The following is a 13,140-nucleotide window of genomic DNA, read 5'->3' on the forward strand; positions in this document are numbered from 1 at the left end:
CCCAAGGATAGAGCGGATCCCCCGGCACCTTGCCGCGCGGCGAAAAATTTCATGGGCCGCCTGTAAAGGCTTGCATGCCAGGGCGGGCAATTCCGCCGGATATCGTAGGCTGCACTTCCATGTGCGATTGCAGCAAAAATCTGCAATCGTACTTGAATAATAGGCCGTTCCATCCTATAACCATCCCATTGGATGGTATTTGGATGGTAAATGACGATGGATGAGCGGCAAAAGGCACTTGTGGCGCAACCCCGCCCTAAAGGCGGCGAGACCGAGAAGATCACGATCAATCTCGGCCCGGTCGATCTCGGCCAGATCGACCTGCTGGTCGAGGAAGGCTTTTACTCAAACCGCACCGACCTGATCCGCACCGCGATCCGCAACCAGCTTGCGATCCACGCGCAGGCCGTCAGCGAGACCGTGACGCGGCGCGCGCTGGTGCTCGGCCTGCAGCATTTCTCCCGCCAGGACCTGGAGGCAGCGCAAGCCGCGCACCAGCGCCTGGATATCCATGTGCTGGGACTGGCCAGCATCGCATCCGATGTCACGCCCGAGCTTGCCCTGGCCACGATCGAGTCGATCGTGGTGCTGGGCGCTTTCCACGCCTCCGCCGCCGTCAAGGCCGCGCTGGCCGGCCGCATCCGCTAAGCCGCCAGGCAACGGAAAGCCCAACGCCAAAGGCACATAGAAGGACACCATGATGAAGAGGAACGAAGAATTTCTGGCTTCCATGCAGGAAGCCATGGCGCTGCTGCGCACCGCGGGGCCGCTGGAAGCCACCGAGGTCATTGCGCGCGCGTTGCGCGGCAACGGCGCAGTGCCCGCAGTCCCCAATCCCGGCTTCCAGCCTGCGCAAGTTGTCGAGGCGCTGCTGCCACGCCAGGCGCAGGAGAGTGCTGCGCAAGCGCGCGAAGGCCGCGCGCACCCTGCGGATGCGCCGCAACCCGGCGTGCAGGACACCGGCCACTTCACCACCAGGCGCCATGCCGGACACGCCGGCCAGCGTGCCTACAAGGTCTACGTGCCCGCCGGCTTCGAGGGCAAGCGCCTGCCGCTGGTGGTGATGCTGCACGGCTGCACGCAGGACGCCGACGATTTCGCGGCGGGTACCCGCATGAATGCGCTGGCGAAGCAGCACGGTTTCGTGGTTGCTTATCCCATCCAGCCCGTGACGGCGAACCCGTCCAGGTGCTGGAGCTGGTTCAAGCCGGGCGACCAGCAGCGCGAGCAGGGCGAGCCGTCGCTGATCGCGGGCATCACGCGGGACGTCATGGCCAGCCATCCGGTCGATCCCGATCGCGTGTACGTGGCCGGCTTGTCCGCTGGCGGCGCCATGGCCGCCGTGATGGTGCATGCTTATCCCGACCTGTATGCCGCGGCGGGGATTCACTCCGGCTTGCCGTATGCCAGCGCGCATGACTTGCCGTCGGCGCTGGCCGCGATGCAGGGCGGCCAGCTGGCGGGCCAGCACATGGCGAAAGCGCAAGCCGCGCCGTTGCGGCCGCTGATCGTCTTCCAGGGAGACGCGGATACAACGGTGCATGTGTCCAACGCCGACCGGCTGCTGCGGGAATTCCAGCATGACGGTGAGCAGGACAGCCAGCGCCGGAGCAGGCAGAACGGGCGCGCCTTCACGCGCCGTCAATTGAAGTCGCGCGATGGCGTTGACGCCGAGTATTGGCTGCTACATGGCGCGCCGCACGCGTGGGCGGGTGGCAGTACGCACGGCTCGTACACCGATGCGAGCGGGCCCGATGCCAGCGCGGAGATGGTGCGGTTTTTCCTGGCGCATCCGCTGAAGAGGTAAGCGGGCGGCACGGGTGCGCCGACCTGATTGCCCCTGCATGCCTCAAGCCTTCATCCGCGCCACCAGTTCCTGCGCAAACTCCAGCGACAGCCGTGACAGCGGCTCGGACTGGACATTGAAGATCTGGACCGAGGCATTGACCTTGGTCCGGATCGGAATCGCCACGATATTGGGCCACGCCTGCCCGAACACCGTCATGGCATCGACCAGCGCGATGCCGGCCCCGGCCTGTGCCAGCGCGCGCGCTACGTGCGCCTGCTCCACTTCGATGCGCATATCGAGGTCATCGAAGCCGCTGCCAAACATTTCCCGCACCAGCAAGCCGAACGGCACATCCGCGCCGTAGCCGATCAATGGCTCCCCGGCGAGTTCCGCCGGGCGCACGTAGCTGCGCCCGCTCAAAGGGTGCCCCGCGGGCACCAGCGCCACCATCGGGTTCTTCACCAGCAGCCGGGATTCCAGGTTGGGATGCGCCAACGGCATGTTGGACACGGCCAGCTCGGCCTGGCCGGAGAGCAGGGCGCGCAGCATGTTGCCCGGGATCTGCGTGCGCACGACGATGCGCACGGCCGGATGCGCGGCGCGAAACGAGGCGATGGCGCGGGGCAGCACCGTCTGCCCGAGATTCGGGCTGCATGAAATGCGCAGGCTGCCCGTGCGGTTGGTCGCGAGGTCTTCTGCGATCTCGTTCACGCGCTCGATCCCCTCATACACCACATTGACCTCGCMCAGCAGCCGCCTGGCTTCCGGCGTTGGATGCAGGCGGCCCTTCACGCGGCGGAACAGTTCCAGCCCCAGGCGCTGCTCGGTGTGCGACATCAGCCGGCTGATGGCGGGCTGCGACACATACAGGAGCTTGGACGCACCGCTGATCGAGCCCGTGAGCATCACGGCACGGAACACTTCGATCTGCCGGAGGTTCATTTTCATGATTTCAACCTATTAACCTGATGTTAAGTTGCGCGGATATATAAGCATATGACAGTAAGGATGCTGCTGCCTACACTGGGTCCTGGCAGCGCGCCTGCCCACGCGCACCAAGGCGGCGCCAGGCGCATTCGGCGCCGGCACCGCGATGGGGATGCATGGCCCATCGCGGGGCATCTTGATGCATGCCGGTGCATCGCCCCAACGTCCACTGCGGGAGACAAGGAAAACACATGAGCGACATCCATCTGACTTACATCAACGGCCGTGACATTGCGAAGCTCGCCATGACCGACAAGGAAATCCTCGACGCGGTCGAGCAGGGCCTGCTGGCGCAAGGCAACAAGCAGACGGTGATCGAGCCGCGCGTGCACCTGATTCCAGACCCGGCATTCAATGGCCACTTCAATGTGCTGCGGGGCTATGTGGCGCCGCTGGGGCTGGCCGGCGTGAAGATCGTCGGCGACTATGTCGACAACTACAAGCTGGGCCTGCCGTCGGAGATGGCCATGCTCAACCTGTTCKACCCCCGCACCGGCATGCCGGTGGCGATGATCGACGCGACCTTCATCACCGATGCGCGCACCGGCGCGGTGACCGCGCTGGGCGCTCGCCACCTGGCACGGCGCAACAGCAAGGTGCTTGGCCATATCGGCGCGCGCGGCACGTCGTACTGGAACGTGCGCCTGCTCGACAGCCTCTTCGACTTCGACGAGATCCGGGTGCATTCACGCCGCCCCGAAAGCCGCGATGCGTTCGCCGCGCGGCTGGAGAAGGATCTTGGCAAGAAGATCATCGTCACGCCGGACTGGGAGTCGTGTGTGCGGGGCGCCGACATCGTGGTCGAGGCGTCGCGGCTGGACAAGCCCACGCCGCTGCTCAAGACCGAGTGGATCAAGCCGGGCGCGTTCGTGGTGCCGTATGGGACCATGAGCGCGGTGGAGCTGTCGCTGACCGACATCATGAGCAAGCTGGTGGTGGACGACTGGACGCAGTGCAAGGGCGGCATGTTCGGCTCGCTGCGCGCGCATGTGGAGGCGGGCAAGTTGTCCGCGCAGACGCTGCACGCGGAGCTTGGCGACATCGTCGCGGGCCGCAAGCCGGGCCGCCAGAGCGACGACGAGACCAACCTGTTCTGGCACCGAGGCCTGTCGCTGAGCGATATCGCGCTTGGCCACGCCATCATGAAGAAGGCCGAGCGCATGGGCATTGGCCAGCAGCTCGTCTACGCATGATCGCCAACGCGCGCATGTATGCGGTGGCCGCGCCGGTGGCCCAGGCGTGGCGTGCGCTGTTTGCCTACGTGGGCGAGCGGGCCGGCGTGGCGTGGACCTATGTCGAGCATGCCGCGCCGGCGCCGGTCAGCGCGCTGTGGGCGCGGCCGGACTGCGGCTGCGTCTTCATGTGCGGGTTCCCGTTTGTCAGCGCGGGAAGCCGGCATCGCCTGCTGGCCGCGCCGGTGCCATCGCTGCCGCGCTATGGGGACCGGCCAGAGTACTTCACCGAGTTCATCGTGCGCGCCGATGCGGCGTTCGCCACGCTGGAGCCGGCCTTTGGTGGCCGGCTGGCTTGCATGTTGCCGGAATCGAATTCCGGCTTCAACGCGCCGCGGCACTACCTGATGGCAAAGGCTGCCGCCGGCGCCGCCACGCTGTTCCGGCCAACGGCGGCGCCAACCCCCACGCCACGCCAGGTGATCGACGCGGTGATCGGCGGCGATGCCGAGGTTGGCGTGGTCGACAGCTATGTGCTGGACCTGCTGCGCATGCATGTCCCTGAGCTGATGGCGAAGGTGCGCAGCGTGGCGGTGACGCCGGCGTCTCCGATCCCGCCGCTGGTGGCCGCGCCGCAGGCCGGCGACGCCGCCGTGGCGCGCGTGCGCGCCGTGCTGCTGGACCTGCATCGCGACCCGGCTTGCGCGGGCTGGCTCGCGCAACTGCGGCTGGCGCGCTTTGCTTGCGTCGCCGCGCAGGACTATGACGTGCTGGCGCGCTACGCCAGCGAAGCCGACCATGCGGGCTTTGCGCTGACCGGCACCTTTGACGCCAGGGCGCACCGTCCATGACCGCCACGGCAGCGAGCGCGGCTTGCGCGCGGCCTGACCATGCCKGGAGCCCGTTTTTGTGATTTCCTGATAGTCCGACTGACGTGGAGAATTGTCGATGAAGCGTTTCCTGATGACCTTGCTGGCCGCCGGGCTGCCGATGCTGGCCAGCGCCCAGGCCTATCCGTCCAAGCCCGTGCGGCTGATCGTGCCGTTCCCCGCGGGCGGGCCCGCCGACGTGCTCGGCAGGGTCGTGGGCGAGGGGCTGTCCAAGGCGTGGGGCCAAAGCGTATTGGTGGAGAACAAGGCGGGCGCGGCCGGCACCATCGGCGTGGAGCAGGCGGCCAAGGCCGCGCCGGACGGCTATACGCTGGCGGTGGTGCCGGTGGGCAATATCGCCGTCAATCCTTCGCTGTTCCGCAGCCTGCCGTACAAGGCGCAGGACCTGGTGCCGGTGACGATGCTGGCGACGGCGCAGAACGTGCTGGTGGTCGGCGCCAGCGTTCCCGCCGCCTCCCTCGCGGATCTCCTCAAGCTGGCGGCGCAAAAACCGGGAGAGCTGACCTTTGCCTCGCCCGGGGCCGGCAGCCAGGCGCACCTGGCGGGCGAATTGCTGCAGCTGGACGCCAAGGTCAAGCTCAACCACATTCCCTACAAGGGCGTGAGCCCGGCCATGACCGATCTGGTCGGGGGCCAGGTGACCATGATGTTCGCGCAGGTCTCGTCGGCGTTGCCCTACGTCAAGGCAGGCAAGCTCCATGCGCTCGGCGTGGCCAGCCAGAAACGCCTGGCGGTGATGCCCGACGTGCCCACCATTGCCGAGCAGGGCTTTCCCAGGTTMGAGGCGGTCTCCTGGTATGCGCTGATGGCGCCGGCAGGCACGCCCAGGGAGGTGATCGCCCGCATCAATCATCAGGTGCTTGAAGTACTGGCGAACCCGGCGCTCAAGGAGAAGCTGGCCACGCTTGGCATGGATCCCAGCGGCGGCACGCCGCAGGAACTGGCCACCACGATTGAGCAGGACAGCGCGCGCTGGGCCGGCGTGATTCGCAAGCGCCAGATCACGGTGGACTGAGGGCGCTGCGAGGCCGCCAGTTTGATCCGCTGCGCCAATCGCAGGCAGCGGGCGAGGGGCGGGATCAGGCCGGTGCAGTCCTGCACCCCACTCGCGGCAGGCGACAGCGCCTTTACCCCGCTACCTGGTAGTTGCCGCGCAGCTCGGTGACGTCGCAGTTGTGGCCCTCGCCGCCGYGGTCCACCACCAGGAAGCGCGCCGCGCCTTGCGTGACGATCAGCGAGTGATGCCAGGCGCCGCGCTTGTAGTTCACGCCTTGCCTGCCGTTGGTGACAAACACGCGGATGGCCGATTCGTCGATCTGGTCGCCAACGGGCGCCACGACCACGAGGAAAGCGGCTTCGTCCAGGGGCACGAAGGCCTGGCTGCCCAGCGGGTGCCGCTCCATGGCGCGGATCCCGAGCGGTAGCGCATAAGGCTGCGCGTCGAAGAAGCTGATCAGCGCCCGGCCTCCCTGCGCGTCGACGTCGACGCCGGCAAGGTCGTCATAGCGCAGCGTCATRCCGCCATTGATCACCATCGGCGCGCGCCCCTCGCTTTCAATGACATCGCCAAACGGGGCGAATGCGGCTACGGTCAGTGGCTCCACCTGCAGGCGCACCGGCGGTTGGGATGGCAGTGGGGGCTGGATCGCCGTCTCGTCGGGAGCAGACACGTTTTTCCTCTTGTCGTGGGTAAGGAGTGGCCGGGGAAGGCGCTTGTCCAACCCCTGTGGATCAACTGGTAATACCAGTAGTGCTAGTATCCGGTTGCTCATGATTGGCGTCAAGGCGCCAATATCACAGGGTTTACGCCGCTTTCCCAAGCAAACGCCGGGACGTATCCTTCGCCATCTCTAAGAAAGCAGACTGGTAATACCAGTTGAAATAACAAGCCGAGCCACCCGAGGAGGAAACCGCTGTGTCCCTGACCACCGCCCCATCGCTAGCCCCCGAGCCCGCCGMCGCCCACGCGGCGGCGGCGCAGGAAAACGCCGTCTACCGCAAGGTTGCGTGGCGCCTGCTGCCGTTCCTGATGCTCTGTTATGTCGTGGCCTACCTGGACCGCGTCAACGTGGGGTTTGCCAAGCTGCATATGCTTGGCGACCTGCGGTTCAGCGAGTCCGCCTACGGGCTGGGCGCTGGCCTGTTCTTCATCGGTTACTTCTTCTTTGAAGTGCCGAGCAATGTGCTGATGCACCGCATCGGCGCCAAGGCGACCATCTCGCGCATCATGATCATGTGGAGCGTGATTTCGGCGGCGATGGTGTTTGTGCAGACCACCACGCAGTTCTACGTGCTGCGCTTCCTGCTTGGCGCGGCCGAGGCGGGCTTTTACCCCGGCATGATCCTGTACCTGACCTACTGGTTCCCGTCGCACCGCCGCGCGCGCATGGTGGCGCTGTTCATGTGCGCGATCCCGGTGTCGGGCATCTTCGGCGGCCCGCTCTCCGGCTTCATCATGGAGTCCATGCAGGGCGTGGCGGGGTTGCGCGGCTGGCAATGGATGTTCCTGATCGAAGCGCTGCCTTCGCTGCTGGTCGGCGTTGCCGTGCTGGCCTACCTGGACAACAACATCCGCTCGGCGCGATGGCTGACGCAGGGCGAAAAAGACCTGCTGGAGCGCAACATCGCCAACGAGAACGCCACCAAAGCCGGGCACATGAGCATGCGGCAGCTGTTCTCGGACCGCCGCATCATCAAGATGGCCTGCATCTGCTTTTGCACGGTGATGGGCCAGTACGGGCTGACGTTCTGGCTGCCGTCCCTGATCCGGCAGGCCGGCGTGAGCGGCGCGCTGAATATCGGCCTGCTGACGGCCATCCCGTTTTCCGTCGCGGTGTGTTCGATGATCCTGGTCAGCCGCAGCTCCGACCGCATGCGCGAACGCCGCTGGCACCTGATCGTGCCGTTTTGCTGCGGCGCCGCCGGCCTGGCGCTGAGCGCGATCTTCAGCGACAACGTGGTGCTTTCGCTCGCCGCGCTGGCGCTGGCGGCGGGCGGCAGCCTGGCCACGTCGCCGTTGTTCTGGAGCCTGCCGACCGCGCTGCTGTCCGGCGCGGGCGCCGCTGCCGGCATCGCCATGATCAACTCGTTCGCCAACCTGGCGGGCTTTGTCAGCCCGTACATGATCGGCCTGATCAAGGACGCGACGCAGAGCACCAACCTGGCCATGTTCGTGCTGGCTGGCGTGCTGCTTTGCGGCGCGGCGCTGACCTATACGGTGCCGGCGCGGCTGGTGAACAAGTAAGCCAGGCAGGTACGCGACAGCGCTGCCCGGGGCGTGCCCCGGGCAGGCCGTCGAGTACAATTTGCCGGCGATCCGGCGGCAAGCGCCGGCCGCTCATCTTTCACGATCCTGCGCAGGACTTCATCGCACCCAATGGTCACAGCTACCGCCATCTCCGCCAACGCCGCGAACCTGATCCGCGAGTGGATCGAGGGCGGCAAGTATCCGGCCGGATCGCTGTTGCCCTCGCAGCGCGACCTGTCGGAGCAGCTCGGCATCAGCCGCACCTCGCTGCGTGAGGCGTTGTCCACGCTGCAGGGGCTCGGGCTGGTGGTCTCGCGCCCCGGCAAGGGCGTGTACGTGGCCGCCGACGCCGGCGACGGCACGACGCCGCCATGGCGTTTTTCCAAATCGCATTCGCTGACCGATATCTACCAGCTGCGCTTCGCGCTGGAGGGCTTCACCGTGGGGCTGGCCGCGGCGGCGCTGCTGGCCGAAGACATCGATGCCCTGCGCGAGAACACCGAGGCCATGCGGGGCTGCATCGACGCGTCCGACTTCACGCAGGCCGCCCGGCTGGACTTTGATTTTCATATGYGCATCATCGCGATCGCCGGCAACCGCGCCATCGCCGATATCCTGCGCAACAGCACCGACGTCATGCAGGAAAGCCAGCGCTTGCCGTTCTACCAGCGCGGCAGCCGCCATGCCACCTACACCGAGCATTGCGCCATCATCGACGCCTTGGCCGCGGGCGACGCCAGCCTGGCCCAGCGCGCCATGTCGGATCACATCGTCCGGGCGGCCCAGCGCGCCGGCGTGCATTTCCCCGCGGGCAGCCGCGCGGGCGACGGGGCGGCGCCGGGCCATCTCCCCGGCTGAGCGGGCCTTGCGGACGGAGCCGTGAGAAGCATCCTGGATTTCTCCTAAAGTTTCTGCGCGCATCGCCGTTATCCAGGCGACGAAGCAGGCGTAGTCCACATAAAAGGGGAGATGCAGCAATGATGTCATTTGCCAACCTGACCACCCGTACGCGCCTTGGCGTGGGATTCGCGGTGGTTTTGCTCTTGATGGCCGCGGCAATCGCGGCCGGGCTGGACCGCCTGCCTGGTGCGAGCGGCGGCGGCGCGCAACAGGCCATCGACGGCGCGCGCACCCTGATGTTTACCCTATGGTTTGTCGCGCTTCTGGTGGGTGCCGCCTTTACCTACGGCATTGCGCGCAGTATCGCCGAGCCGCTAGGCGAGGCCGTCTATATCGCCGAGACCGTGGCCTCCGGCGATCTCAGCAAGGAATTCGAGACCGAGCGCAAGGGCGAGTTCGGCCGCTTGCTGGCCGGCATGGGCGAGATGGAGGACATGCTCACCGACCTGGTGACCCGCATCAAGGAATCGACCGATTCCATCACCGACGCCTCCAAGCAGATCGCCGCCGGCAATGCCGACCTCTCGCAGCGCACGGAGGAGCAGGCCTCGGCGCTGCAGGAAACCGCATCGAGCATGGGCGAGCTGACCGCCATGGTCAGGCAGAATACCGAGCGCGCGCACGCGGCCAATGAACTGGCAGCCAACGCCTCGCATATTGCGCAGCGCGGCGGCACCGTGGTGGGCGAGGTGGTGGAAACCATGCAGGCGATCAGCGCCAGCTCCAAGAAGGTCGTCGACATCATCGACGTGATCGAGGGCATTGCGTTCCAGACCAATATCCTGGCGCTCAACGCTGCCGTGGAAGCCGCGCGCGCGGGCGAGCAAGGGCGTGGCTTTGCCGTGGTGGCCGGCGAGGTGCGCACGCTGGCGCAGCGCAGCGCCGCGGCGGCCAAGGAAATCCGCGGCCTGATCGGCGATTCGGTTGAGCAGGTGCGCAACGGCTCCGCGCGGGTGGAGCATGCCGGCCAGACCATGCGCGAGATCGTGACGGCGTCCAGCCAGGTCACCACCATCCTGGGCGAGATTTCGGTGGCATCGGCGCAGCAGAGCGGCGGCATCGAGCAGGTCAATCAAGCCGTGATGCAAATGGATGCGGTCACGCAGCAGAACGCCGCGCTGGTGGAACAAGCCGCCGCCGCCTCGTCTGCCCTGGCGGAACAGGCGCACCAGCTGCAGAACGCGGTGGGCGAGTTCAAGCTGGAAGCCACCCCTGGCGACGACGCCCCTGGGCAACACCGCTTTGCCGGCATGCTGCGGGGCGCGCACGCCTGATCGCCGGCGGCACATGGCTTGTGATGCGGGCGCGGCTTGCGTGCCGCATCCTGGTCAAATCGGGTTGTCATTCTGACGCGGATGGCGGGCATTTACCGCCACCGTGTTCCTGCCAGTCTCCCTCCGCGTTTCAATTCTTCTCCGCGCAGACACGATGCGCGCCTGATCCGGCGCTTCTCGGCTGCATTCTGCGCCGCAGCCACTATCCTTAAGCCGGGCATCGAAGCCGCGAGCCAGTCCATGGCGACAAGCCGTTCACGTGGACGCTCGTGCTTCTGGCCTTGTTGACGTTGTCCTGCCAAGGGCCACCGCGGCCACCGCGGCCAGCGCGGCTACAGCGGCTAATAAAAAGGAGTGCCTGATGACGAAAACCGTGAGAAGCAAACTGCTGTTGGGCGTGATGCTCGCCGGMGGGTTCCTGGTCTCGGCCCCGAGTTTTGCGCAGCCGGACCGCGGCCCTGACCGTGGCTACCAGTACCAGTACCAGGGCCAGCCATCCCGGGATGCCCGTGAGCGGGCGGGCGACGACCGTGACAACGCGCGTAGCGGGCCGGGCCAGTGGCATAAGGGCGACAGGCTCCCCGCGGAGTACCGCGATCGCCAATATGTGGTGGATGACTGGCGCTCGCACGAACTGCCGAAGCCATCGAAGGGCCACCACTGGGTCGGCATCGGCGCGGACTACTACCTGGTCGCTCCAAATGGGGCGATTGTGGATATGGGTGGACGGGGTGGACGCCGCTAAGACGTTTTGCCCAGCCCGATTGCCCTGCCTGATCCGGCCTCATGCGATCCGGCGGCCGGATTCCGGGCGCGCGCAGGGCATGGATCGCTCACATTCCATGACTACGCGCAACGTCAACGCAATCGACGTCGTCTAAACTCAATCGGGATACAAGCCTGGAGCCGCCCACGATGGCGGCTCCGGGTGCCGGCTGCGCGCACTTTGAATCGACGTGCCTGACACTTGGTTTCTTGCTGGGGCGTGGCCTGCTTCCGGGCTGGTATCCGGCGCGCGCCGTCATGGGCGCGTCGATGATTGACGGACAGTGCTTGCGTGGCTGCACGAGGCGCGGCCCTGTCCGGTTTGTCCCCCCACAGAAAAAAGAGGATTAAAGATGTCAACTCGTCGTCATTTCTTGAAAGGCATTCCGATCATCGCGGCGGCCGGCGCGCTGGGCGTTTCCCTGCCGGCCCGGGCGCAGGGAAGCGGCCCGATGGTGGATGAAAAGGACCCGCAGGCGGTCGGCCTTGGCTACAAGGCGGATTCGTCCAAGGTGGACAAGGCCAAGTATCCGAAGCATGACGCCAGCCAGCATTGCGGCAACTGCCAGCTCTTCCAGGGCAAGGCGACGGATGCAAGCGGCGGCTGCCCGCTGTTCGCCGGCAAGCAGGTCGCGACCAAGGGCTGGTGCAGTGCGTGGGTGAAGAAAGCTTGAAGAAAGCGCGAAGAAAGCGCGAATAAGGCTTGATGGCGGCTGATGGAGGCTTGATGCCGTGAAGGCGGCGCACGCGCGTCTGGGCGCGTGCGCCGCCTTTTTGGTTCAGGCATCGATCGGCCACTTGGGCCGGCGAATGTGCCGATAGGGCAGGGATCGCAAATCGAGCGAGACCGAGCCTGGCGCGTCCGCATAGATGACATGGCGCGCAATCCGCGAGAACGCGGTGTGGAAGTGCTGCGCGGACTTGACGACGATCAGTGTCTTTTCGGGCAGACGGCAGCCGAGCTGCGTGAAGACATCGGTGTCCAGCGCCTGCGCGCGCCGCGTGATCAGCACGATCTCGATGCCATCCGCCACAACCAGCGCTGCGTTGCCCACCGCCGCCGGCGCGCCCGACAGCCCCGTCATGATCATGTCCGGGACCAGCGCCTTCACGGTGCAAGCCAGGTCGATGGGCTCGCAGGAACGTGGCATCGCCCGCCGCGCCGCCGCCGGGGTTGTCGGCCGCATCCGCAATGACCACGGGCGCGCCGCCCGGCTCCATGGCCAATGCCAGCGCCTGGTCGATGGCCGCATCCGGGCCAGGGTAAGCGGGTGTCAGGGTCTCGCGCATGCGGATCAGCTCGTCGGCCAGGCGCCGCGCGAGCCGGCGCGCGGCAGCGCCATCGCCATCCGCGTACACCAGCAGCTTGGTGCCCATGTCGGGCACGTCGCCCCACGGGAAGCCATGTGCCACGGAGACCGAGAGGATGCCGTCGCGTCCTTCCAGTGCGATCAGCCGGTCGATGTAGCTGCGTGCCGGCTCCTGGTTGGTCCGGATGGTGACGACCATCCCGCAGTCGGCCACCGCCGCTACGGGGGCGATGTGTCCCGCCACCTGCGCCGCGCATAGGTCCACCAGCTCCAGCGCCCGCTCGCGGATATCGGTGTGCGGATATTCCTTGTAGGCCACCAGGATGTCGGCGTGCGCCACCATGTCATCCGACAGGTGGCAGTGTGGGTCCAGCTCGGCGCCGATCACCACGCCGGGGCCAACCAGCGCGCGCACGCGGGTGAGCAGGTCGCCCTCGCAGTCCGCATAGCCATCGGCCACCATGGCGCCGTGCAGGCCCAGCACCACCATGTCGACGGGGAGCGCTCGGCGCAGGTCGCCGAGCAGCTMATCGCGCAGCACCTCATAGGCCTGGCGCGTGGTGACGCCGCCGGGCTGCGCGCCCGCGGCCATGCCCTCGATCACCACCCAGCCGCGCGCGCGGCCGCGTTCGCGCGCGGCCCACAGCGGGCCGCTGAACATGGTCATCTCCGGCGGGTGCGTGCCTGCGGGAAAGTAGCCGCGGTCGACGAAGGCATCGAGCGCGGTCGGCAGCGGGGCGAAGGTGTTGGTCTCGGTGGCCAGCGAGCCGGTAAAAACGCGCATGATCTGCCAGCCTAGTCAGCGT

General features: G+C 66.7%; 12 protein-coding genes and 1 pseudogene. 10 read left to right on the forward strand and 3 right to left on the reverse strand.

The features are described 5' to 3' along the window. Positions 1-216: 216 nt before the first annotated feature. A complete protein-coding gene (locus tag AC1DS3_RS27040; RefSeq protein ID WP_441631477.1) occupies positions 217-648 on the forward strand; it encodes a CopG family transcriptional regulator in 432 nt (143 codons plus the stop codon). A 52-nt stretch (positions 649-700) separates the two neighbouring features. After that, entirely contained in the window at positions 701-1,807 is a 1,107-nt protein-coding gene (locus tag AC1DS3_RS27045; RefSeq protein ID WP_441631479.1) for an extracellular catalytic domain type 1 short-chain-length polyhydroxyalkanoate depolymerase, read from the forward strand. A 42-nt stretch (positions 1,808-1,849) separates the two neighbouring features. On the opposite strand, the gene AC1DS3_RS27050 is transcribed toward AC1DS3_RS27045, so the two are convergent. Next, positions 1,850-2,737 carry a LysR family transcriptional regulator gene (locus tag AC1DS3_RS27050; protein WP_477128320.1) on the reverse strand — a complete coding sequence of 296 codons (888 nt, stop codon included), beginning with the start codon at positions 2,735-2,737 and terminating at the stop codon, positions 1,850-1,852. A 230-nt stretch (positions 2,738-2,967) separates the two neighbouring features. Between AC1DS3_RS27050 and AC1DS3_RS27055 the strand changes: the two genes are divergently transcribed. From AC1DS3_RS27055 to AC1DS3_RS27065, 3 genes are all read left to right on the forward strand, one after another. Beyond that, positions 2,968-3,969, forward strand: coding sequence for an ornithine cyclodeaminase family protein (locus AC1DS3_RS27055; protein ID WP_477128321.1), 1,002 nt, complete (start codon positions 2,968-2,970; stop codon positions 3,967-3,969). Then, complete coding sequence (locus tag AC1DS3_RS27060) at positions 3,966-4,799, forward strand: phosphate/phosphite/phosphonate ABC transporter substrate-binding protein (RefSeq protein WP_441631326.1); 834 nt, start codon at positions 3,966-3,968, stop codon at positions 4,797-4,799. The genes AC1DS3_RS27055 and AC1DS3_RS27060 overlap by 4 nt, the downstream gene beginning before the upstream one ends. 97 nt (positions 4,800-4,896) lie before the next feature. Then, positions 4,897-5,853 carry a Bug family tripartite tricarboxylate transporter substrate binding protein gene (locus tag AC1DS3_RS27065; RefSeq protein WP_477128322.1) on the forward strand — a complete coding sequence of 319 codons (957 nt, stop codon included), beginning with the start codon at positions 4,897-4,899 and terminating at the stop codon, positions 5,851-5,853. A 112-nt stretch (positions 5,854-5,965) separates the two neighbouring features. On the opposite strand, the gene AC1DS3_RS27070 is transcribed toward AC1DS3_RS27065, so the two are convergent. Next, complete coding sequence (locus tag AC1DS3_RS27070) at positions 5,966-6,508, reverse strand: ureidoglycolate lyase (protein WP_477128323.1); 543 nt, start codon at positions 6,506-6,508, stop codon at positions 5,966-5,968. Between the two features lie 245 nt (positions 6,509-6,753). On the opposite strand from AC1DS3_RS27070, the gene AC1DS3_RS27075 reads away from it, so the two are divergent. From AC1DS3_RS27075 to AC1DS3_RS27095, 5 genes are all read left to right on the forward strand, one after another. Beyond that, positions 6,754-8,082 carry an MFS transporter gene (locus AC1DS3_RS27075; RefSeq protein WP_477128324.1) on the forward strand — a complete coding sequence of 443 codons (1,329 nt, stop codon included), beginning with the start codon at positions 6,754-6,756 and terminating at the stop codon, positions 8,080-8,082. A 132-nt stretch (positions 8,083-8,214) separates the two neighbouring features. Beyond that, positions 8,215-8,943 (forward strand): FadR/GntR family transcriptional regulator, encoded by a 729-nt coding sequence (locus AC1DS3_RS27080; RefSeq protein ID WP_477128325.1) that lies wholly within the window; start codon positions 8,215-8,217, stop codon positions 8,941-8,943. Between the two features lie 119 nt (positions 8,944-9,062). Continuing rightward, positions 9,063-10,259, forward strand: coding sequence for a methyl-accepting chemotaxis protein (locus AC1DS3_RS27085; RefSeq protein WP_441631334.1), 1,197 nt, complete (start codon positions 9,063-9,065; stop codon positions 10,257-10,259). Positions 10,260-10,632: 373 nt separating this feature from the next. Continuing rightward, the gene (locus AC1DS3_RS27090) at positions 10,633-11,004 is read left to right on the forward strand and encodes an RcnB family protein (protein WP_441631336.1); all 372 of its coding nucleotides are present in this window, start codon (positions 10,633-10,635) and stop codon (positions 11,002-11,004) included. Positions 11,005-11,377: 373 nt separating this feature from the next. Next, positions 11,378-11,698: a high-potential iron-sulfur protein gene (locus AC1DS3_RS27095; protein WP_441631338.1), complete on the forward strand. Its 321-nt coding sequence runs from the start codon at positions 11,378-11,380 to the stop codon at positions 11,696-11,698. Between the two features lie 105 nt (positions 11,699-11,803). On the opposite strand, the pseudogene AC1DS3_RS27100 reads toward AC1DS3_RS27095, so the two are convergent. Then, positions 11,804-13,118, reverse strand: a pseudogene (locus tag AC1DS3_RS27100) (M81 family metallopeptidase). Between the last annotated feature and the right edge of the window lie 22 nt (positions 13,119-13,140).

This window comes from Cupriavidus sp. 01L46 (assembly GCF_056399905.1).

Excerpts from the sequence above, each read along its gene's own strand:
- AC1DS3_RS27040 (WP_441631477.1), top strand. The coding sequence starts at position 217 with ATGGATGAGCGGCAAAAGGCACTTGTGGCGCAACCCCGCCCTAAAGGC.
- AC1DS3_RS27060 (WP_441631326.1), top strand. The coding sequence starts at position 3,966 with ATGATCGCCAACGCGCGCATGTATGCGGTGGCCGCGCCGGTGGCCCAG.
- AC1DS3_RS27045 (WP_441631479.1), top strand. The coding sequence starts at position 701 with ATGAAGAGGAACGAAGAATTTCTGGCTTCCATGCAGGAAGCCATGGCG.
- AC1DS3_RS27085 (WP_441631334.1), top strand. The coding sequence starts at position 9,063 with ATGATGTCATTTGCCAACCTGACCACCCGTACGCGCCTTGGCGTGGGA.
- AC1DS3_RS27095 (WP_441631338.1), top strand. The coding sequence starts at position 11,378 with ATGTCAACTCGTCGTCATTTCTTGAAAGGCATTCCGATCATCGCGGCG.